Source organism: Vibrio sp. 10N.222.55.C7 (assembly GCF_041473335.1).
GTDB classification, from domain to species: Bacteria; Pseudomonadota; Gammaproteobacteria; order Enterobacterales; family Vibrionaceae; genus Vibrio; species Vibrio crassostreae_C.
In genome coordinates, this window is the sequence record NZ_JBFRSC010000051.1 from 64771 (window position 1) to 86931 (window position 22161).

Consider the following 22161-nt stretch of genomic DNA (forward strand, 5'->3'; position numbering starts at 1 on the left):
TTGAGGAATCATGTTAGGCCTACAAGGTGGATAAGAGAAATTAATTATCTTTATTATCTTGATAAGGATTTCATATATCCTTAAAGTCTTAAGCTACAAACGAGATTCCCTATCACGTTCGTTCCTCACTGTAGGGAATGACGATGGGGCATTCTTTACTTTTAGGGAATGATATTAGTGACACGAGAGAGAGGACATGATGCTCGATATTAATTTGTTGAAGACGTTTGTGACGCTTGCGGAGTACAAGCATTTTGGGAAAGCGGCCAATGCACTGCACATGACACAACCCAATGTGAGTTTGCACCTAAAACAACTGGAACAACAAACACGCATAAAGTTGATAGAGAGAAGCCCTTTTCAATTGACTCAAGCGGGTGAACGGCTATTGGAAACAAGCCAAAGAACGCTACTCGAACTGCAGATTTGTCAGGCCGATCTCAATGCCATTAACGACCTTAAAATAGGGACGTTAACCATTGCCGTAAGTGACATCATTTCTCGATTTTTGCTAATTCGTCCGTTCCAGAAGTTCAAAGCGCAGTATCCCGGTATTGACCTTACACTCTTGAATACCACGTCATCTCAGGCATCGAATTTAGTTAAAAATGCTCAAGCGGATATTGGTTTTGTTATCGCCAAAGAGCAGCACAACGAGTCTTTGTATTTCACTAAGCTGCAAGAGCTTTCTTGGTGTGCGCTTGGCGATGGGTTTGATATCCGAGACTCTGATGCAGAGCTCACTTTGATTCTACTAGGTCATGATACGAGAACGCGTGACTTTATTGATGAAGGTTTACCAAGCCTTAATCTACCTAATTATAGGGTGATGGAAGTAGGGAGTGTCGATGCTCAAATCGACTGGGCAGAAGCGGGATTTGGTGTGGCTATTGTCCCGGAGTTTGCGGTATCAACCAAGCAGCACCTGCATTCGAAAGTGACACCATTGACCAACTTCTCGAGCACCAGTCTTGGTTATATTGTTCGGCAGAACCAAGTCTTGTCGAAAGCAACCAAGCAGCTGTTAGGTTGGGTGAATGATGAGATTATTTCATTGCAAAACAAATAAATACAATCATTGAGTTTGACTCAATCAGCCCACCTCGAGTGGGCTTTTTTGTCCCTGGAAAGCCTCGTTTTTACTGAATCAATAATCTTTGGAACAAACTAGCGCTCACCATCAACTATTCGTCCCGCAAATCAGAGTTTCAAAATTCATCGTTGACAAAGTTTGATAATCAAACTAAATTTCAAATTATTACTTTGATTATCAAATTACTTGTCAATCAAAGGGCTTTTATTTGCAACGATCATCTAACCACAAACACAAGCTAAGGACGCCATTTTGAGTTTTCCAACACGTCACCAACACAACTTTTCTTCACATAACAGTCAAGGTGAGAAACGCACGTTCTATGTCCTGTTATTGACCGTCGTTACCATGGTTGTCGAAATTGTTACAGGTACTATTTACGGCTCGATGGCATTGCTTGCCGATGGTTGGCACATGGGGACGCACGCCGCAGCGTTTGGTATCACCTTATTTGCATACCGTTATGCGAAGAAACATGCCGAGAGCGAACGTTTCTCTTTCGGTACTGGCAAAGTCAGCGTGTTAGGGGGCTACACCAGCGCGATTGCATTGGGGATTGTGGCATTGTTGATGCTGGTGGAATCAGTACATCGTTTGTTTAACCCACAAGCGATTCAGTTCAATGAAGCGATCATCGTTGCTTGTATTGGTTTAACTGTGAATGTGGTGAGTATGTTTTTACTTGGCGATCACCATCATGATCACGGACACGAGCATGGCCACAATCATAGTAAGAATCACGGTCATTCACATAGCCATGAGCACGACAGCGACCGTGGTCATAAACATGGCGAGCATCACGGACACCATCATGATCACAACCTACGCGCAGCCTACATGCATGTGTTGGCGGATACTCTAACTTCGCTGCTTGCGATTGTTGCGCTGCTATTTGGTAAGTTTTACGGTTGGAACTGGTTAGATGCAGCAATGGGAATGGTTGGCGCATTCGTGATTGCTAAGTGGACGATGAACCTTATGAAACAAACCAGCCCAATCCTGCTGGATGAGAATATCGACCAAGATTATCGTGACTCAGTGACCAAAACCTTAACGCCTTATGCGTCGGTCACCGATTTCCATATGTGGAAGGTGAGTGGGCATCACTATTCAGCAGCGATTACTCTTGAATCAAACAGTGATAAAACCGTCTCTGAATATAAACAAATGCTCGCCAAGTTTGATAAGATTAATCATCTTACTCTTGAAGTGCATTCAAACGACCATGCGAAATATAGAACAGCTTAACCAAATACTGACTGAGTTCTACGATAAAATGTCTTCGTGGGAGCAGTCTGTTGTCAAAGAGACGGGTTATTCCCTGGCTCAAGTACACACCATTGAAGTACTTGGTATGCATGGCGCGTTAAGAATGAAAGAGCTCGCTGAAAAGTTAGGTATCACCACGGGTACACTTACTGTTCAAATCGAAAAGCTGGTTAAAGCTGAATTGATTGAACGCCATGAACACCCAACGGATCGTCGTGCAATTGTGGTGGCATTAACTGATGAAGGTCAGAAGATCCACGTCCACCATAACCAGCTTCACTTGAATTTGGTTAATGAGCTGACGCAAGACATCGAAGAAGACGAGAAAGCGGTATTATTGAAGTGCCTAACCAAGATGGTGAAAGCATTTTAGTCAGCTTTAAGTTCGCACCCTAATTTATTAGCTGCAAAGCGATTGATTAATAAATCCAAAAATGGACCTGACTCGAATTGAGTAGGTCCATTTTTTTTACCATTTACGATCGACTGTACAATCACCAATCGATGGATTCACCGTTTAAAAATCAAGTCAAAACCTCCAATATTGCGCTTCGTTCTTGCTCCTCTGATGAGCCAAAAAAGTGTCATTTCTAACCCTAAGGTCAATAATTGCCCAAAGTTTTTTAATTCAAAGCCTTACATAGCAAGGTGTTCAAGCCTTTACGCTCCGTCAAATAGCTGTCTCTCACTTTTATCATTCAACTAATGTACATGTAATAAATTTGTGTTATTGATGAATTTAAGTTTAGTTGGCTGTTTCATTTGCTGTTTAAATGCAATTAAGAACGTCATAGCTAGTGGACTTAGAAGCCACAGTTTTAGACGCTCATTATCGATATAAAAACCATAACAATAATCAGGTCGCGCAAGTTGGATATCCATTCTTTGATGCGATTTATTTGGATACTCATAGTTAATTTAGTAAAGACGAGCCACGTATATGAACATAAAGAAAAAGCTCTATTCGTTGGGGATGTTCTCCATCTTCGGCATGATTTCACTGCTGTTTACCACATCGCAATTTGCAGACACCACCGCTCAAATGAGTGAAGCCAAACAAATTACCAAAGAACTTGAAGTGCGCTTGCTCAACCTTCGCCGTAACGAGAAAGATTTCTTGCTGCGTAGCGATATGAAATACCTCGACAAGTTCGACGTAAACTACAACAAATTCTTAGCGTCTGAATCCGAACTAGATACAGTGCTCAGTGATTTAGGCTTAGCCAACAGCACACACCTACGTGAAGACATCGAAACCTACCACACCAGCTTTGTTAACCTAGTTAAAGCGAGCGAAGTCTATGGGCTAGCACGCGACAAAGGCATGCTAGGCGAGTTTCATGTTTTGCTCGATAACATCAGCGCGACAGCCAGTGCTGAACAAAAAATCGAGCTTTACCTGTTCAATGACTTAATTGAACAGGGTGAGTTCGATCCGAGTGTTCTTTCTATTACTTCTAATGTTGGAAGCTCAACTGCTTTGATAGATGCTGCACGTCAAGTGGTTGAACAGAAGCGAGTGATTGGCTTGAAGCACAACGAAGGTCTGCTTGGGCAAGCTCGCTCGGGTTCTCATGCTATCGAAACTCAATTTAAAGAGTTCTCCGCGGTGCTAGACCAACAAACGCAGCAAGAGATGGACAAACTATCGCTGATCAACAACATCCTTTGCGTCACACTACTTGTGTCGATCATTCTGTTCAGCTGGTTAATCGTCCGTTCTATCATTGGCAAAATTGAGTCACTGCTTTCGGTTATCCGTAATATCGTTAACTCAAACGACGTGTCTATTCGCTCTCACCTAGATGGTAAAGACGAACTCAGCACGCTAGGCCAATACTTCAACCAACTGTTGGATCAACTGGAAGGGCTTATCGCTGCCTCTCAATCTAAGTCACTGCAACTGACACAAAGCACATCGAACATGCATGATGAGCTAGAGTCAGTAATCAAACAGTTTGAAGTTCAAGCAAATCACACATCTACAATGACAACGTCAGTTCAAGAGATGGTACTCACCATTGGCGAGATCTCTGAAAGCACATCGGTTGCCGCTGAAGGTGTACATCAAGCGAAAGTGAATGCCGATAAAGGCCGTGAAGTGGTGGTTGAAACCATCAGCAACATCACCCAGTTGTCTGAACGTCTTTCAAGCAGCCAAGATTCGATCAGTTCACTGAACCATCATGTTGACCAGATCGGCGATGCAGTAAACATCATCCAAGGCATTGCAGAACAAACTAACCTATTGGCATTGAACGCAGCAATTGAAGCAGCACGTGCGGGTGAACAAGGTCGTGGCTTTGCGGTAGTTGCCGATGAAGTACGCGCACTAGCAAGCAGAACGCATCAATCGACCACAGAGATAACTTCAGTGGTGAGTGCAATTCAAAGCCAGATGCAGGCGTCGATGGCAGAGATTGGCGAGTGTAATCAACAAGGTCAACTAACGCTGAAAGATTCGGAAGAGCTGGATGCGAGCTTGCAACTTATCTTGAGCGACATGGAAAGCATCCAAGGTAATTCAGAACGTATTGCTTCAGCGATTGAAGAGCAGGGCGCAGTAATGGCGCAAGTGAGTGACTCAATTACTGAGCTGAACACTATCTCGAACGACAATAACGCTTCGGCGCAGCATTGCTTAGTTGAAGTGGACAAGGTAGCAGAGCAAGCGAACGATATGGACCAAGCGGTCGCGCAGTTCAAGACTTCATAAACAACATAGAACTTACTAAAACAAAAGGCGTGGATCATCTACGCCTTTTTTGTGCCTGAAATTCAAATAGATAAATGACGAGAATAAAAAAACGGCCCGATCTGGGGGAAGATCTGGGCCGTTATATTACGTATTAAAGGGGGGACTACTTATTTCGGCCTTCCAGCACATCCAGTGCCAGTTCAACCGCTTTATCAATATTGTCGCATCCCGCTAACTTACCTGAGCTGATAGGACCAAGCACATTAGCGTATAACGAGAGCTGCTTGTTAAATGGCAGGCTCAACTGCTCATATAAACGCTGGCGAATCTCGGCATGTTGCTCAGGAGCGTGAGCAGCAAGGCTTTTCAAAGTGTCATAAACAAGAGTGGTGGTAGTGTTCATTCGTCTCTTTATCATTAAGTGGGAGGCGCTTATTTTATAATCTTTTCGTATTCTTTTACTGTGATATAAGTCATACAATATTATTAATGTGTTTATCTTTTCAATCTAATGAGAATAAGGCATTCCAAAATAGACTTAAGTATCTGTGAAATATAACTAAAATAATGACAGACTATCGAACACACAAACGAATTGGCGCGTTTCTGGCAAACGGTTAAATCTATAGGAAGAGGAACAACATGCACTACGACGTATTCAACGGAGACGCAGATGGCATAATCGCGTTGTTACAGCTGCGATTAAGTGAGCCAAGAGAGAGCGTGCTCATTACTGGTGTTAAGCGTGATATTAAGTTGGTCTCTCAAGTTGTTACTCAAACTATGGAGCCGGGTAAGCAAGGTGATGTTTCTTCCGTTACCGTTTTAGATGTATCGATGGAGAAAAACCTGCCTGCATTGCACTCACTGCTAGACGCAAACATCAATGTATTTTATTGCGATCACCACCGAACAGGGGATGTCCCAACTTCTAGTCATTTAGATACTCTGATTGATACCGCGCCAGAGAGCTGCACGAGCTTGCTGATTAACCAGAAGCTGAATGGTGCGCATGTGGCTTGGGCAATCGCAGCTGCCTTTGGCGACAATCTAAAAACGGTGGCGGCGCGGCTAGCGGATGAAAATGGATTCGCTCAATCTCAAAAAGAGTTTCTAGAAGAGCTAGGTACCTTGGTTAACTACAACGGTTACGGTTCGTCACTGAGTGATTTGCATTTCACGCCAGCTGAGCTCTACAAAACCCTTTATCAATACCCGAATCCGTTTGATCTTTTGGATGATAAAGACTCTGTGTTTTATCGACTACGAGATGCTTATCAAAATGATCGCCAGCAGTTATCAAACCTTGCTCCTGTTTATGAAAGTGAAGTCGCACGTGTGTTTGAACTGCCAGGTGAGACGTGGGCAAGGCGCATCAGTGGCGTATTTGGTAATGAAATCGTTAATCAAGATCCAAACCGAGCGCAAGCAGTATTAACGAAAAACCAAGACGGCGAGTCTTACACGGTGAGCTTACGTGCGCCATTATCAAATAGAACGGGTGCAGACGAAATTTGCTCAAGTTTTGCGACTGGCGGAGGAAGAAAAGCAGCGGCTGGAATTAATCAACTTAATGAACTTGATAAGGTGAATTTTATTTCACTATTGGATGCATATTATTCATCTGGCACTGACGGTTAACTGAAAAACTCCCGACGTATACATTCAAAATCCTACAAATTCTTGCTCCTATATTCCGTTATACGTGCGTATTGCTAGCACATGTATGATGGCTATATCCAGGCTGTTTTAGTGATATCACTCGCAATGGTATCTGGTCTTAGGTCAGTAATTACGGCGTATTTGGGATGATTTTTGCCGATTTAAAGTTTATTTTTTCCTATCGGTGATTTTTTATATTTTTGGTTAATTATCTTAGTGAATTAAGGTTGATTAAATATTTATATGGTCAATGCATTCAGCCGAAAATAACAGTTTTTAGCATTTCAATTTGAATGAAAAGTCAAAATCATATTGATTCTGATATTCAATCTGTGACTTAAAATCACAAGTTAAATCAAAGGTCATCTTTTCCTATAAATTCCATTACTTCTCTATAAATATTCATGATTACAATGAATTGGTTCGGTTGTGATTGGCACAGCTGTTAAGTAAGGAAGTGGGACTAATGTTGAAACGTAAAGCTCTACAATTAGCAGTATCGGTCGGCATGGCGGCTATGTCTGGCGCTGTTTATGCGAATGGTTCAGATATGACGAATCCAGACTCTGGCGTCGTGGTTGGCTATTGGCATAACTGGTGTGACGGTGGCGGCTACCAAGGTGGTAATGCGCCATGTGTGACGTTGGATGAAGTGAACCCAATGTACAACATCGTGAATGTGTCATTCATGAAGGTTTACGATGTGGCTGATGGTCGAATCCCAACTTTTAAACTGGACCCAACCATTGGGCTTTCAGAAGAACAATTTATTGACCAAATCTCTGAGCTCAACAAGCAAGGTCGCTCTGTACTGTTGGCTTTGGGTGGTGCTGATGCACACGTAGAGCTAGAAACCGGTGATGAAAGAGCCTTTGCTGATGAGATTATCCGTCTTACCGAGCGTTACGGCTTCGATGGCCTAGATATTGACCTTGAACAAGCAGCCGTAACCGCCGCAAACAACCAAACCGTGATTCCGGATGCACTTAAGCTAGTGAAAGATCACTACCGCGCAGAAGGTAAAAACTTCCTTATTACAATGGCGCCTGAGTTCCCGTATCTAACGACAGGCGGTAAGTACGTTCCTTATATCGATAATCTAGAAGGCTACTACGACTGGATTAACCCACAATTTTACAACCAAGGTGGCGATGGTATCTGGGTTGAAGGCGTGGGTTGGATTGCTCAAAACAACGATGCGTTAAAAGAAGAATTCATCTACTACATTTCTGATTCTCTTATCAACGGAACGCGTGGTTTCCACAAGATCCCACATGACAAGCTCGTGTTTGGTATTCCTTCAAGCATCGATGCTGCAGCAACCGGTTTTGTACAAGAGCCACAAGATTTATACGACGCATTTGATAGCCTAACGGCGCAAGGTCAACCGCTACGTGGTGTGATGACTTGGTCTATCAACTGGGACATGGGCACCAACAAAAACGGCCAACAATACAACGAGCAGTTCATTAAAGACTACGCCCCGTTTGTACACGGTCAGGTAACGCCACCACCAGTCGAGGGCGAGCCCGTTCTTAAAGGTGTCGAAAATACGCGTGTTCTTCACGGCACAACGTTTGATCCTATGGATGGCGTGACGGCAACAGACAAAGAAGACGGCGATCTAACGTCATCAATCGATGTTGAAGGTTACGTTGAAACCAGTGTTATTGGCACTTACGTTTTGACTTACCGAGTGAAAGACAGCGATAACAACGAAACCACTAAAGCGAGAACGGTAGAGGTTTACAGCCAGAAGCCAGTATTTAATGGCGTATCTGACACAACAGTTGTGTTGGGTACTGCATTTGATGCTATGGCAGGCGTGACGGCGAATGATGCTGAAGATGGCGACCTGACAAGCACTATTACACACACTGGCAGTGTCGATGTAAATGAAATCGGCAACTACACACTTGTGTATAGCGTGACAGACAGCGCGAACCAAACCGTAACCGTTGACCGTAAAGTGTCTGTGACTGATGGTTCTAACTGTGCTGCGGCATGGGATGCCGACACCGTTTATGTTGAAGGTGATCAAGTATCTCATGACGGTTCAACGTGGGGAGCAGGTTGGTACACTCGCGGCGAAGAGCCAGGAACAACAGGTGAGTGGGGCGTTTGGAGAAAAGTTTCAGACTCTTCATGTGGTGGTAACCCAGATCCGGGCGATGACTTAGAGCTTTCGGTTTCAGGACTTCAATCACAATATGCGCCAGATAACGGCAACGTGCGTTTAGATCTGACACTGACATCAAATGAAGCATTAGATGTTACCGCTATGGTGATCAACAGTGCAGGTACTATGGTTGAGCAAACTAAGGTTAACGTAACGGACAGCCGTGCTATTACCATCGACTTATACGATGTAGCGGAAGGGCAATATGCACTTGAAGTAGTCGGTAAAGCATCTGACGGTGAAATGGTGATGGTAAACGATTCGTTCGCTGTTAAAGACGGTGGCGGAACAACACCTCCTCCAGGTGATTACCCTCCATATGAAGCGGGCACAAACTACGCAGCGGGTGACATTGTGGTCGGCAGCGATAATGGCTTGTACGAATGTAAGCCTTGGCCATACACGGCATGGTGTGCAAGCGCGTCTTACGCTCCAGCAGATAGCCAATACTGGCAAGATGCTTGGACAAAGCTGTAGTCTGATAGCTCAACGCTAGCAATATAAAGTAGACGATCAAAGAGAGGCCATTGTGCCTCTCTTTTTTATGTTTAAACAGTTCTGACTTAGAGCTTTAAAACCCACTTAACCTTAAACTCTGCTCTGCATATTGCTCTAGATCAAAATAGGAGTGATTATCAATTGTATTACATGTTAAGAAATAGCACTATGCGCACATTGAATTTTATATATTGTTAATATTTGCATAATGAATCTTGCTCAAGTCGACCTCAATCTACTCGTTATTCTTAAACACCTTCTTGAAGAGAAGCACGTTTCCAACACGGCATTGGCGCTGGATATGAGCCAACCTACGGTGAGCCGATCTCTGCAAAAACTGCGTACCGTTTTCAATGATGATCTATTGGTGCGAGCGGCTTATGGCTATGAGTTAACGCCAAAAGCAGAAGCCATTAAGCAAGATCTCAATTCGGTACTGACACGTTTAGAAAAGCTGGTACATGGCGATGTATTCGAACCGCAAAGCAGTGACAGTACGGTTCGCTTCTTTGGTTTAGTGCCTAATGTCGCGCACTTGCTGCCCAAGGTAGTTGCGGAGATACGTCAACAAGCGCCAAACATGACTGTTGATATCGACTCGATTCCTAAACGACACTTTGAGCCTCTGTTATCCGGTGATGCGCACTTTGTGTTGTCGACCCACGAGCCGTTAAGTTCAGAGCAAAATTTGTATCGAATGTTCGTGATTAGCCGCGATTACCGTTTGCTGATGAGTAAAAAACATCCTTTGGCGGACAAAGAGATCACGGTTGATGACTTGTTGAATAGCCAACTTGGTCAAATCTCACTGCAAGGGGATAAGAAGCTCTCGATCGAAAGTCGATTTAAAGATCTTGGCTTGATTGATAAGCAGCGCCAGCTGTCCATTCCAATTCAGCTTTCCAATTTTAACGTCGCGCCGGATATGGCAGAAGCAACCGACATCATCTTTCATTTACCGACACCTTTTGCTCAACAAGCCGCTACGCAAAGAGATCTTGTTTGTAAACGCGTGCCTAAAGCGTTGCGCCACCCATCAGAAGACGTCTACTTATACTGGCATAAGCGCTTTCATAACGACCCGATGTGTCGCTGGGTTCGCAATATATTCAAAGAGCTTTATACATAATCCATCTGCAGGGTGAATGAAAATTACGAATACCTATCGAGTTGGATATAGACCTCTTTCATTATTTGAATGGTGAATAACGAGAATCGATTTTTGGTATGAAACTTTCGTTGATAAGAGTGGTAGTTGGTTGTTTAATGCAAACCATTATCATTACCAATCACATATAAGAATGAATATCATGTCTGAGAGATCTCTTTTGATTCGCAAACCTCTTTTGGTTCGTAAACCCCTTTCGATCGCAGTCGCTGTTATTTGTACCTCACTTTCAGCTAACGTGTTGGCGCAAGAAGAAGCGCAAGCAACAGATGAGCAAATGGTTGTTACGGCAACTCGTACCGAGATGGCACTAAAACAAGCGCCAGCTTCAATGTCGGTTATCACCGCGCAAGACATTGAAGACAGCCCTGGTATTACCTTGGCGGACATCGTTGCAGAATCAACGAGTGTAGAGTCTGATTTTGATAGCACACGTGCTGGCCGTCAGATGATCTCTATTCGTGGTATGGATTCAGATTACACTCTTATCATGGTGAACGGTCGTCGTTTAAGCTCTGCAAGTGCCATCATCCGTGGTAACGACTTCGACCTATCAACGATTCCTGCTGATTCGATCGAACGTGTTGAAATAATCCGTGGCCCAATGTCTGCACTTTACGGTTCAGATGGTATGGGCGGTACAATCAACATCATCACTAAGGCTCCAGAAAACGATTGGAGCTCTACACTGAGCATGGACACTTCATCTCCACTTGATGGTGATGGAGGGGAAGAGTATTCGATGGGCTTCACGACATCTGGTGCGTTGATTGAAGACGAGTTGTTTGCTCGCCTTTCTGTTAACCAGACAAGCCGTAACGCTTGGCAACCATATTCTGGTACACACAGCTTTGGTTACGATCGTTCAGATGTAACAGCTCTAGAAGAACGTGACACGTTAAGCTTACTTGCAAGCCTGACATGGAATGCGACAGATAACCAAACCATCGATTTCGATTTTGGCTACAGTGATGATGAACGTGAGTCATCTGCGGAAAACGTATCATCTGTGATTGAGTCTGACACACGTGTTGTACGTCAGAGCCAAGCGATCACACATAGTGGTTTTTGGAGCTGGGGTGACACGCAAGTACGTTATTCACGTGAAAATGTGACAGATAATGATGCTGCGGACTCAGATACTAACTATAGCAGTGACATCGAAGAGCTGACTCAAATTGTTGAAGCTTCGGCGACCACTTATCTTGGTGATAGTCACACCGTAACGTTTGGTATGGACTACCAGTTGAGTGAATTAACCAACAAAGAAAACTTAGTCAATGGTACATCTGAAGCTTATCAAGGTGCGTTATTTGTTCAAGACCAATGGTTAATGACGGATCAACTAACGGCAACCATTGGTGGTCGTTTAGATAAGCATGAACTGTACGGTGAAGAGTTCAGCCCACGTGTGTACTTGGTTCATCAAACAACGAATGACCTGATCATCAAGGGTGGTGTGGGTAAAGCATTTAAAGCACCAACATTGACTCAAAATCAGACAGACTACACAGTTAATAGCTGTAAAGGCGTATGTGATTTACATGGTAATGAAGATCTTAAGCCCGAAACCAGCTTGAACTATGAGATCGCTGCGATTTATAGCCAACCTCGTTGGAATGTTGAAGGTGCCTTATTCCGAAATGAAATCAACGACCTAATTGATCGTGATGAAACCTATTGTGAGAACGGCGGAGTGTTTGAATCGGGTAAAGGTTGCGCTGATAGTTCAAGCTCAACTGGCTATGTGAATGGTAAGCGTACTTATACAAACGTATCAGAGGCTGTAGTTCAAGGTGCTGAGCTTACAGGCCAATTCCAAATTACTGATGAATGGGGTGTGTCTGGTAATTACACATTCTTAGACACTGAAGATAAGTCTACTGGTGACGAATTACTTGAGCGTTACAAGCATTCGGGTTTAGTTAAACTGAACTGGAGCCCAACTTACGATCTAAGTACTTTCGTGAGTGCGCGTTACCGTGGTGAACGTCAGATCGAAAGCGATCTAACTCAAGACGCTTACACAACGCTGAACCTAGGTGCTGTCTACAACGTGAATGCTTCAGTACGACTACGTGCAGGTATCACGAACTTAACTGACGAAGCTGTATCACAAGAGCTAGAGAGCATGGGCTATGTTGAAGAGCCACGTACTTACTACGTAGGTATGACAGCGGACTTCTAATTTAGAGTTCAGTAACTGATAGCTTGATACAAAAGAACCCACACTGGCTGATGCTCTAAAAGGAGAATGGCGAGTGTGGGTTCTTTTTTGATCTATAGATTTGGTTTAATTTGCCGTTTATCTATTAATCTAGATTTTGACACATGTGATCAGCGCATTACCGGACTGAGTATCCCAAGGAATCAGCTTGTCGTAATCGTGCTCGAAGATATTAACCTCGAAGTAGGGCTTCAATATCTCGATTAACTCTTTAAACGAGAATGCCACCATTGGGTGTTCATCATTCCACACTTGAGTTTCACCAGCAGTCGTCTTTTCGATGCTAAGCTTTAGCGCTTGCTTATCACCCTGACCAGAGTAATACCAACCAGAACGGAACGTGAAATCGTCTTTGTCTTGGTTTGTTGTGTGTCTAACAAACAGGTCGTTGCTGATCTTGTCTTTATCAACCACGTTAAAACAGAAAATACCTTCTGGCTTTAACGCACGATGCACACTTTCAATACACTCTTTAAGCTTCTCAAGGCCATCGTTGTAATGGATGGAATACAGGAAGCAAGTGATAAGATCGAGTGGTTCCGTGACCTCAAAGTTACTCATGTTTTGTACTGAGAACTTGGCTTCCGGGCAGCGAACTTCTGCGATATCTAACATCGGCTTGTTAAGATCTAGGCCACCGCTTTGGTAACCGAAATCAATAAAATGACGAACGTGTGGGCCAGTGCCACAAGCTAAGTCGAGGTGTGTTTTTCCTTCATTTCCAAAGATTTGATGGAGTCTACGTACGCAGTTACTTTGCGCTTGGTAGTCAATATCTACACACATTAAATCATAGTAACCGGATAGGTCGGTATAGAGTGCGTTGGCGGACATATTTGCCTGCAGTATAAGCTGAAAAATTAGGGTGGCGCATCATATACCGAAATTGGAAAATCGCAATCAAATATTCGATCAATGAAAGCGTTTTATTTTCTAACTTATGGTCGTTTTAAATGAGACCGTTTAAAGGGATGTTTAAGCTGCCAACAACATCAGTACGCGTGTCATCGCTATTCACTTTGCCCTGACTACTTATTCGTTAACTAAAACAGGTGTTGCTCCCTCAATGCAGCGACCATACGGGCTTTGCGGAACGCTTTTATCACGAGACGAGATAGGAAAAATATGGTATCTAGGTAAACCCAGTGTGACATTTATAATTTTATGATTAATCAGTAATTTTACTGATTCAAACCGAGTTCTTGAAAAGGAAACAATTCAGGAAAGTGGGCTGTTGATAAAAACCAAATCACTCAAGCTAAATAAGCGAACTAAACAAGGAGAGTTGAAACAATGACATCAGCAATAAATGCACAGGGTTCAATGGAAAATAGAACAGCATTGGAAAGCAGTGCTTCAATAGAAATTAAGGTGGATGACTTGTCGGGTGGGGAAGTCATTGAATTACTTGAAGAGCACCTCGCTGATATGTACGCCACTTCGCCAGCCGAAAGCGTTCATGCACTGGATCTAGATGGGCTCAAGTCACCAGAGATTACTTTTTTCAGTGCTTGGAAAGACAGCCAACTACTTGGGTGTGTTGCCATTAAAGAGCTAAATACCCAACACGCTGAACTCAAATCGATGAGAACCTCACAGTTTGCTCGAAAGTCAGGTGTTGCGAGCCAACTTTTACAGCACGTATTGGATACAGCAACCGCCCGCCAGTATCAAACAATCAGTTTAGAGACCGGCTCAGAAGACTACTTTAAGGCTGCGCGTAACCTGTATGAAAAGTTTGGCTTCGGATACTGTGAACCCTTTGCTGATTATGTGTTAGACCCGCACAGCCAGTTTATGAGTATTGAGTTGCGTTAAGAGACTAGCCTTAGATGTCGACTTACTTTGCAGGTTTCTCCCTTGGCCTTTCGCTGATTCTTGCGATTGGCTCTCAAAATGCGTTTGTTTTAAAGCAAGGGCTTAAGAACCAACACATATTGGCAGTTTGTGCTGTATGTGCCATTTCTGACGCCTTACTGATTAGCTTTGGCGTGACGGGCTTTGGCGCAATCGTTAAGCAGTTCCCACAAATTGAGCAGTTCGCCCGTTATGGTGGCGCTATCTTTTTGGGTGTCTATTCATTCTTAAGCTTCCGATCAGCATTTACCGAAAACCACGCCTTAGAAGCCACGGCAGAAACTAAAGACTCATTAACCAAAGCGATTGCGATGTGTTTGGCGTTCACTTGGCTTAACCCGCATGTGTATTTGGATACTGTGGTATTGCTGGGGTCTATCTCAACTCAATATCAACCGGATCAAATGTTGTTTGGCGCTGGGGCGGTATCGGCGTCATTCGTGTTCTTCTTTTCACTTGGATATGGAGCTCGCTTCTTGGCTCCAATGTTTAAGAACCCGAGAGCGTGGAAGGTGTTGGAATTTGTCGTTGGCGTGATCATGGCATCTATTGCAATATCTTTGATTGTCTAGCTGCGCGTAATTAGGCTTCCATTTTGGTATAGGTGTTGAATACACGCCAGTAGAAAGCCTAACCTTACGTTTAATCTCACAAGCAGATGCAGTAAATATCGAATTCTTCGGCCCGAAAGCCGTGATGTAGCGTTTAGCACAGTAACTCTGGGCGCTTCGTACAATTTTTGACGACCTCTGTGAAATAGCTTAAAGCTAAAGCTATGGACACCTAAAACCGCTCTAACGTTGAGCGGTTTTTTATGTCAAAAATAACGATTGGTCACGCTATGGGCGGAGTTGGTCCAAAGCCTGAAATTAGTTGGTTTTCACAAGCTTATAAAAGGGAATTATCTCGACTATTTTGGTAGATTAAAGGTATTACAGACTTCCAGTGAGCAGCAATGAAGATTCTTCACACGTCCGATTGGCACCTTGGCCAAAACTTCTACAATAAAAGCCGCAAGAATGAACATGAACGGTTTTTACAATGGTTACTTGAGCAAGTTACAGAGCACGACATCGACGCGATCATTGTTGCTGGCGACATTTTCGATACCAGTACACCGCCGAGTTACGCTCGTGAGATGTATAACAAGTTTGTGGTCGATTCGAACAAGATCGGTTGCCAATTGGTGTTATTAGGTGGAAATCACGATTCAGTCTCTGTGCTTAAAGAGACACAACAGCTGCTCAAATACATGGGCGCAGACGTGATTCCTAATACCAATGAAGATCATGCGACTCAGGTTGTCGAACTAAAAGGCAAGAACGGCGATGTAGAAGCGCTGGTTTGTGCCATTCCTTTTATTCGCCCTCGCGATGTGTTGATGAGCCAGGCGGGTGTCACTGGCGTTGAGCGTCAGAAGCAACTCGGCGATGCAATCAAACAGCATTATCAAAGTGTTTATGATGCGGCGGTTGCTAAGCGCGCGACGTTTGTAAACAGCGAGCACATGCCGATTATCGCTACCGGTCATTTAACGGCGATGGGTGTCCAACAATCGGATTCTGTGCGTGATATCTATGTCGGCAACCTTGATGGTTTCGCCGCTGATGGCTTCCCAGACGCAGACTATATCGCACTTGGTCATATCCATCGCCCACAAGTGGTGGCAAAGCGTGAATACATTCGTTATTCAGGCTCTCCAATCCCACTAAGTTTTGATGAACTTAAGTCTCAGAAACAAGTGTGTGTTGTTGAGTTTGTTGAAGGTGAGCGCACCATTTCTCAATTGCCTGTTCCCACATTCCAACCTCTAGCTGAAATCAAAGGCGACTTGAGCGAGATCGAATCTCAGCTGAACCAATACATAGGTTTAGATAGCGACCAAAGCGTATGGTTATCGATAGAAGTGCAAGCGCAAGATTACTTGTCGGATCTACAAGAACGTATGCGCGCACTGACCGAAGGATTGAATGTGGAAGTACTTCAACTGCGCCGAGCAAGAGAGCGTCGTAATCAAGCATTAGAGCAAGAGTCGGCAGAGACCTTATCTGAACTGAGCCCGATGGACGTGTTTACGAAGCGTATTGCCTTAGAAGAGTTTGAAACCGATTCTGAAAAAGCACGTTTAGAGCGAATGACGGTGAAGTTTAAACAAGTGATGGTTGAAGTGTCTGAAAGCGCTCAAACACCAAATAAAGTAGAAGAGTAACCAGTATGAAGATTTTAAGCCTAGAATTTGAAAACCTGAACTCTTTGAAAGGGCGTTGGAAGCTCGATTTCACCCAATCACCGTTTGCAGAAAATGGTCTGTTTGCGATTACTGGCCCAACAGGGGCGGGTAAAACCACCATTCTTGATGCGATTTGTTTGGCATTGTTCCACCGCACACCGCGTTTAAAGAGCATAGCTAAAGGCAACAACGAATTAATGACGCGTGGCACGGGTGAGTGTTTTGCTGAACTGGAATTTGAAGTTCAAGGTAAAACGTACCGATCTAATTTCCACCAAAAGCGAGCGCGTGGAAAACACGATGGCGCATTGCAAACGCCAACGTGCGAGTTTGCCGATGCGGACACCGACAAAGTCTTAGAGACCATGTTGACCAAGAAGACCAAGCTGGTGGAGCAGGTTACAGGGCTCGATTTCTCACGCTTCACTAAATCCATCATGTTGTCTCAGGGTGAGTTTGCGGCGTTCTTAAATGCCAATGCTAACGACCGTGCAGAGCTACTTGAAGAGCTGACGGGAACAGAAGTTTATAGCCTGATTTCAGAGCGTATCTACGATCATTTTAAGTCGAGTGAAGAGTCGCTTAATCAACTTAAAGCGAAAGCTGAAGGTGTGAGCTTACTGTCTGAAGAGCAAATCAAAGAGCTGACCGCAGAGCGTGAAACGCTAGAAGTAGAGCAGAAGCGTTTAGCCGAGCAATTAAAAGAGTGGCAAGTGCATCTTAGCTGGTGGAAAGACGTGACCAAAGCTGAGCAAACTATTGCGGCCAGTGAGCTCGATCTGAAAACCGCTCAAGATGAACTAGACCGTAACCAACCGTCACTAGAGCGCTTGGCAAACAGTGAGCCGGCTGAAAAGCTGCGTCCAGTACACAAAGATTTAAAGCGTTGCGAACAAGAGGTGAACACTACTCAAGCTCACCTAGATAACAGCACCAAGTTACTTGCCGTTCGTGATGCAGAAATGCAAGACGCGCAAACTAAACTGACTCAAAGCAGTGCGATTGTCGAACAGGTAAAAGCCGAACAGCAGGATCAAGAGAAGATCATCGAGCAGGTTCGCCCGTTAGATAACCAAATTGCCGTACTCAAAGATAAGCAAACTGCGGCCGTTAGTGCAGCGAATACGCTAAACGAGCAACATACGCAGCAGCGTAATCAACAAGTCGTTTTAGTCCAAAAAACAGATGCACTGAAGCAACAAGATCAACTCAGCACTGAGTATTTAAATACACATCAAGCTGACCAACATCTGGAAAAATACCTAGGTCAATGGCAAGCCAAAGTTGAGCAAGTTCGTACTTTAGAGCGTCAACATGCAGAACAACTAAACTCAGCGAAGCAAGCTTTGTGTGCGGTTGATGCACAGCAAACGATCATCAAATCTGCGCAAGAAGCTAAAGCAACGCAAGACAAAACTTTAAGTGAATTGGTTGTGCTAGAGAGTAGTGCAAAGCAACAGTGGGAAGCATTGCAAGGCAACATCAGCGAACAAGTATTGAATGCGCAAAAAGATCTGTTGGAGTACTGGAATCGCAATACGCACTCATTACTTGAGATCAACCGTGGTTTCCTAAATGCCCAACAACAGCTGCACGCTAAAACTCAAACGCATCAAACTAACACTCAGTTGGTCGACAAGCTTTCGAAAGAACGTGAAGTGTTGGTGGAGCGATATAAAGAGAGAGAGACTTCGCTTGAGCGATTAACGCGTTTGATTGATCAAGAAGGCGAATTAGCAAAATACCGTGCAGCTCTAGAGTCAGGAACTGAATGCCCACTGTGTGGTTCAACAGACCATTCGATTGAACAGTCGCAAGACATTGCAAATTTGGTTGTTCAAAAAGATAGGGAAAACCTAGAGCTAACGGCTATCAAAAAAGAAGGCCAAGAGCATCGTCAGCAGTTAGATTCTCTTGCCCCTATGATTGCCGCACTCAACGATGAAATTCAACGTGCGCAAGCGGATATTCAGCAGGCTCAAATGAATTGGCAAGGCGTTGTCGGCAAGCTTCAACAGAGCTTATCGGATTTCGTTGGCACGGCTCCAGAGCTAGCAGTGCTAACGATTAACGATTTAGGCAATGAAGCTATAGTCGCGACCTTTGCTCAGCAGTGTGAACTTCAACTAAGTCAGAGCGCGCAGCAACTCAAAGCGTTGGGTGATGCTAAAGCGCATTACGCTGAAGCTGAGAAACAACGCCTGTCTGTAAGTGTTATGGCTGACAAGGCGCAGTCTAATCTCGAGTTGGCCGAGCAACGCTTAGCTGATTTGAATAAGCAAAACCAAGTCGCAAACGAGCAAGTGACTCAAATAGCTCAAGCGAAAGGCCAGCAATGGAACGCTTTGAAAGAGAGCATTGTTCAAACTTCTATCGAAGCACCTGAACTTGAGCATATCGATGATTGGTTTACTGCGAAATCGCAAGCATCAAGCACATGGCAGCAAACCAAACAGCAACAGGCCGATATTGAGAAGCAACTGATTACTCAAAATGCCGAATTGAAAACGTTAGACGACAAGCTAAGCAGTGTTGAGAAAGAGCTCGCGACACTGACGCAACAGAGTGAGTCTTTAGTGTCAGAACTCACTCGTGTAACGGCTGAAAGAACAGAGTTGTTTGGTGACAAAGACATTCAAGCCACCAGCAATGCGATGAAGCAAAGAGTCACTGAAGCAGTAAATGCATTTGATGCCGCGCAGTTAGTGCTTAACCGCAGCGAACTTGAACATCGAACCGAGCAAACCAAACACACTGGTTTCTCGGACGAGTTAGTCAGTAAGCAATCGAGCTACACACAAGCGTCGAATGCTTGGTTAGAAGCGCTGAAAACTAGCCCGTTCGAAGATGAGGCTAATTTTGAAGCAGCGTTGTTAGATGAAGAGGTTAGAACTCAACTTCAAAGCCTGAAGAAGTCTTTAGACGAAGCGATTGTCAGTGCGCAAGCTAGGTTGAACGCCGCCAAAGCGACACAAGTGGATCTACTAAATCACGAAAATGCGAAAGCATGGCAAGAGCAAGACCAACAGCAAGTTGAAGAAGCGACTACTGAGTGTCAAAACGCACAGCAAAGCCATGCGACCAAGATCGGTGCAATTTCTGCCAATCTTGAAACGGATAGCCAGAACCGCAGTAATCAGCAAGATCTGTTTAAGCAAATTGATGAGCAACAAGTCGAGTTTGATGATATCTCTCGTTTGAACTCACTTATTGGCTCTAAGAACGGCGACAAGTTCCGTAAGTTTGCCCAAGGTTTAACATTGGAAAACTTGGTGTACCTTGCGAACAAGCAGCTACAACGTTTGCATGGTCGTTACGAGCTTAAACGTAAAGCCGACGATGGTTTAGAACTGCAAGTGCTCGACACATGGCAGGGCGATGTGATGCGTGATACAAAGACTTTATCAGGTGGCGAAAGCTTCTTGGTGAGCTTGGCGTTGGCATTAGCGCTTTCTGATCTTGTGAGCTACAAAACCAGTATTGATTCTCTGTTCTTAGATGAAGGTTTCGGCACGTTGGATAGTGACACATTGGACATTGCCCTTAACGCGTTAGATAACTTGAATGCATCAGGCAAGATGATCGGTGTCATTAGCCACGTTGAAGCACTGAAAGAGCGAGTGCCCGTTCAGCTTAAAGTGACAAAACACTCTGGCTTAGGTGTGAGTGAGATGGAGAAGCAGTACAAGGTTGTCGCTTAGGTTGTTACTTTGGTTCTTGCTAAATTTATCTGCGCAGAAATAGAAACAGAGCTAGATGAAGCAGATCCCCGACTCAGTCGTTCCTCCTTCTCGAGGATGACGGAGTCGGGAGTAGTCACAAATCACTACGCAGTCACTCCTTAAAGTCAGGAACGAACGTCATAGAGAACTAGGCTTTGTTCGTATTGCCTTCGTCATTCTCTAAAGCGAGGTACGAACGTAATAGGGAATCTAGATTTGTTCGCATTACCTTCGTCATTCCCTAAAGCGAGGTACGAGCGTAATAGGGAATCTCTAGTAAACGCAGGAAGTGGATGCTTCAAGAAGGGAACGGCCATGCACAAGAAACCCCATTTACCGACTAAGATATGTCCTGTTTGCCAAAAGCCTTTCGCATGGCGTAAAAAATGGCAGCGCTGTTGGGATGACGTGATCTACTGTTCTGAACGTTGTCGTCGTAATAAGTCTTAGTCCCATAATCTGAATAGATCAGGTCAATACTCATGATCTAAACCCGTTAACTCCAATATTTCCTTCCTTTGTCGTAATTTTGATGATCCTTTAATCGTTTCGTCATTCATTTCTCAAGTTAATATTTCTATCTGTAAGATAAGTGATGTATAAAGGCGGCATGAAGATACCTAAAAGAATACAGCCTTTAGTTGACGACGGTTTAGTCGACGAGGTGATAAGCCAACTCATGAGTGGCAAAGAAGCATCGGTGTACATTGTGCGCTGCGGCGATACGATCCGTTGTGCCAAGGTATATAAGGAAATTAGCCAACGCAGCTTTAAAAAAGCGACCGCGTATCGTGAAGGCCGAAAAGTCCGGAATAGCCGCCGTGCACGAGCGATGGAAAAAGGCTCTGGCTTTGGTCGTGAACAACAAGAAAAGGTTTGGCAAAGTGCTGAAGTGGATGCCTTATATAAACTGGCAGAAGCGGGTGTTCGTGTGCCTGTCCCTTATGGTTGCTTTGATGGCGTACTGCTTATGGAGCTGGTCACTGACGATGAGGGTTACGTTGCACCACGTTTGAACGATGTGGTGATGTCAGCAGAGCAAGCGATCGAAGACCACGCCGTGATGATGACTTACGTAGTTAAAATGCTGTGTGTTGGTTTGATCCATGGTGACTTGTCTGAGTTCAACGTATTGGTGGATGAGTACGGTCCAGTAATTATCGACCTACCACAAGCGGTTGACGCTTCGGCTAACAACAACGCTGAGTGGATGCTGGCTCGTGACATCAATAACATCCGTGACTATTACGCTCAGTTTGCTCCTGAACTGGCAAAAACCGAGTATGCCAAGGAAATGTGGGCGCTGTACGAGAAAGGCGACTTGAAGCCAGACAGCAAACTGACGGGTGAGTTTACGGAAACCGACGACTTGGCTGATATCGAAGCCATCATGCAAGAGATAGACGCTGCGCGAATTGAAGAACAACATCGACGCGAGCGAGCTAAAGAAGAGAAAGAAGGTGTTGACGATACTAAGTTCAATTGGGCTGAATAATCGTGATGATCAGTTTTTATCTTTAGCTAGATATCAACCAAACGCCTTTTAAAACAGAGGCGT

16 protein-coding genes and 1 pseudogene are annotated in these 22161 nt (G+C 44.3%); 15 read left to right on the forward strand and 2 right to left on the reverse strand.

The window, feature by feature from the left end; translation table 11 throughout:
- Positions 1-196 precede the first annotated feature (196 nt).
- From AB4482_RS17740 to AB4482_RS17755, 4 genes are all read left to right on the forward strand, one after another.
- Positions 197-1069 carry a LysR family transcriptional regulator gene (locus AB4482_RS17740; protein WP_017059183.1) on the forward strand — a complete coding sequence of 291 codons (873 nt, stop codon included), beginning with the start codon at positions 197-199 and terminating at the stop codon, positions 1067-1069.
- A 276-nt stretch (positions 1070-1345) separates the two neighbouring features.
- On the forward strand, positions 1346-2341 hold the full coding sequence (dmeF, locus tag AB4482_RS17745; RefSeq protein WP_372074061.1) for a CDF family Co(II)/Ni(II) efflux transporter DmeF: 996 nt from the start codon (positions 1346-1348) through the stop codon (positions 2339-2341).
- A complete protein-coding gene (locus AB4482_RS17750) occupies positions 2319-2735 on the forward strand; it encodes a MarR family winged helix-turn-helix transcriptional regulator (protein ID WP_017059185.1) in 417 nt (138 codons plus the stop codon). The genes dmeF and AB4482_RS17750 overlap by 23 nt, the downstream gene beginning before the upstream one ends.
- Before the next feature lie 618 nt (positions 2736-3353).
- The gene (locus AB4482_RS17755; protein WP_372132419.1) at positions 3354-5078 is read left to right on the forward strand and encodes a methyl-accepting chemotaxis protein; all 1725 of its coding nucleotides are present in this window, start codon (positions 3354-3356) and stop codon (positions 5076-5078) included.
- A 145-nt stretch (positions 5079-5223) separates the two neighbouring features.
- On the opposite strand, the gene AB4482_RS17760 is transcribed toward AB4482_RS17755, so the two are convergent.
- The gene (locus AB4482_RS17760; RefSeq protein WP_004733935.1) at positions 5224-5463 is read right to left on the reverse strand and encodes a PAS factor family protein; all 240 of its coding nucleotides are present in this window, start codon (positions 5461-5463) and stop codon (positions 5224-5226) included.
- Positions 5464-5702: 239 nt separating this feature from the next.
- On the opposite strand from AB4482_RS17760, the gene AB4482_RS17765 reads away from it, so the two are divergent.
- The 4 genes from AB4482_RS17765 (at position 5703) to AB4482_RS17780 (ending at position 12755) form a co-directional block, all read left to right on the forward strand.
- The gene (locus tag AB4482_RS17765; protein ID WP_102321015.1) at positions 5703-6701 is read left to right on the forward strand and encodes an acetyltransferase; all 999 of its coding nucleotides are present in this window, start codon (positions 5703-5705) and stop codon (positions 6699-6701) included.
- Between the two features lie 487 nt (positions 6702-7188).
- Positions 7189-9378: an immunoglobulin-like domain-containing protein gene (locus AB4482_RS17770; RefSeq protein WP_372181344.1), complete on the forward strand. Its 2190-nt coding sequence runs from the start codon at positions 7189-7191 to the stop codon at positions 9376-9378.
- 229 nt (positions 9379-9607) lie between these two features.
- Positions 9608-10528, forward strand: a complete 921-nt coding sequence (locus AB4482_RS17775) for a LysR family transcriptional regulator (protein ID WP_017059189.1) — start codon at positions 9608-9610, stop codon at positions 10526-10528.
- A 181-nt stretch (positions 10529-10709) separates the two neighbouring features.
- Entirely contained in the window at positions 10710-12755 is a 2046-nt protein-coding gene (locus tag AB4482_RS17780) for a TonB-dependent receptor domain-containing protein (RefSeq protein WP_372122215.1), read from the forward strand.
- Between the two features lie 129 nt (positions 12756-12884).
- On the opposite strand, the gene AB4482_RS17785 is transcribed toward AB4482_RS17780, so the two are convergent.
- Complete coding sequence (locus AB4482_RS17785) at positions 12885-13628, reverse strand: class I SAM-dependent methyltransferase (protein ID WP_029235856.1); 744 nt, start codon at positions 13626-13628, stop codon at positions 12885-12887.
- Between the two features lie 459 nt (positions 13629-14087).
- On the opposite strand from AB4482_RS17785, the gene AB4482_RS17790 reads away from it, so the two are divergent.
- From AB4482_RS17790 to AB4482_RS17820, 7 genes and pseudogenes are all read left to right on the forward strand, one after another.
- Positions 14088-14612, forward strand: a complete 525-nt coding sequence (locus AB4482_RS17790; RefSeq protein WP_017059192.1) for a GNAT family N-acetyltransferase — start codon at positions 14088-14090, stop codon at positions 14610-14612.
- 14 nt (positions 14613-14626) lie between these two features.
- Positions 14627-15223, forward strand: a complete 597-nt coding sequence (locus tag AB4482_RS17795) for a LysE/ArgO family amino acid transporter (protein ID WP_372181345.1) — start codon at positions 14627-14629, stop codon at positions 15221-15223.
- A 13-nt stretch (positions 15224-15236) separates the two neighbouring features.
- Positions 15237-15394: pseudogene (locus AB4482_RS17800) on the forward strand (porin family protein); the annotation flags it as partial.
- Between the two features lie 212 nt (positions 15395-15606).
- Positions 15607-16860 carry an exonuclease subunit SbcD gene (gene sbcD / locus AB4482_RS17805; protein ID WP_372164986.1) on the forward strand — a complete coding sequence of 418 codons (1254 nt, stop codon included), beginning with the start codon at positions 15607-15609 and terminating at the stop codon, positions 16858-16860.
- Between the two features lie 5 nt (positions 16861-16865).
- A complete protein-coding gene (locus AB4482_RS17810; RefSeq protein WP_372181347.1) occupies positions 16866-20582 on the forward strand; it encodes an AAA family ATPase in 3717 nt (1238 codons plus the stop codon).
- 336 nt (positions 20583-20918) lie between these two features.
- Positions 20919-21053 (forward strand): DUF2256 domain-containing protein, encoded by a 135-nt coding sequence (locus AB4482_RS17815; RefSeq protein ID WP_081324519.1) that lies wholly within the window; start codon positions 20919-20921, stop codon positions 21051-21053.
- Between the two features lie 160 nt (positions 21054-21213).
- A complete protein-coding gene (locus tag AB4482_RS17820) occupies positions 21214-22098 on the forward strand; it encodes a PA4780 family RIO1-like protein kinase (protein WP_372181348.1) in 885 nt (294 codons plus the stop codon).
- The last annotated feature ends 63 nt before the right edge of the window (positions 22099-22161 follow it).

Bases quoted from the DNA above. Each gene is read 5' to 3' on its own strand.
- AB4482_RS17795 (WP_372181345.1), top strand. From the start codon at position 14,627: ATGTCGACTTACTTTGCAGGTTTCTCCCTTGGCCTTTCGCTGATTCTT.
- AB4482_RS17815 (WP_081324519.1), top strand. From the start codon at position 20,919: ATGCACAAGAAACCCCATTTACCGACTAAGATATGTCCTGTTTGCCAA.
- AB4482_RS17750 (WP_017059185.1), top strand. From the start codon at position 2,319: ATGCGAAATATAGAACAGCTTAACCAAATACTGACTGAGTTCTACGAT.
- AB4482_RS17780 (WP_372122215.1), top strand. From the start codon at position 10,710: ATGTCTGAGAGATCTCTTTTGATTCGCAAACCTCTTTTGGTTCGTAAA.
- AB4482_RS17770 (WP_372181344.1), top strand. From the start codon at position 7,189: ATGTTGAAACGTAAAGCTCTACAATTAGCAGTATCGGTCGGCATGGCG.
- AB4482_RS17765 (WP_102321015.1), top strand. From the start codon at position 5,703: ATGCACTACGACGTATTCAACGGAGACGCAGATGGCATAATCGCGTTG.
- AB4482_RS17760 (WP_004733935.1), bottom strand. From the start codon at position 5,463: ATGAACACTACCACCACTCTTGTTTATGACACTTTGAAAAGCCTTGCT.
- AB4482_RS17785 (WP_029235856.1), bottom strand. From the start codon at position 13,628: ATGTCCGCCAACGCACTCTATACCGACCTATCCGGTTACTATGATTTA.
- AB4482_RS17790 (WP_017059192.1), top strand. From the start codon at position 14,088: ATGACATCAGCAATAAATGCACAGGGTTCAATGGAAAATAGAACAGCA.
- AB4482_RS17810 (WP_372181347.1), top strand. From the start codon at position 16,866: ATGAAGATTTTAAGCCTAGAATTTGAAAACCTGAACTCTTTGAAAGGG.
- AB4482_RS17740 (WP_017059183.1), top strand. From the start codon at position 197: ATGATGCTCGATATTAATTTGTTGAAGACGTTTGTGACGCTTGCGGAG.
- AB4482_RS17755 (WP_372132419.1), top strand. From the start codon at position 3,354: ATGATTTCACTGCTGTTTACCACATCGCAATTTGCAGACACCACCGCT.
- sbcD (WP_372164986.1), top strand. From the start codon at position 15,607: ATGAAGATTCTTCACACGTCCGATTGGCACCTTGGCCAAAACTTCTAC.
- AB4482_RS17820 (WP_372181348.1), top strand. From the start codon at position 21,214: ATGAAGATACCTAAAAGAATACAGCCTTTAGTTGACGACGGTTTAGTC.
- AB4482_RS17775 (WP_017059189.1), top strand. From the start codon at position 9,608: ATGAATCTTGCTCAAGTCGACCTCAATCTACTCGTTATTCTTAAACAC.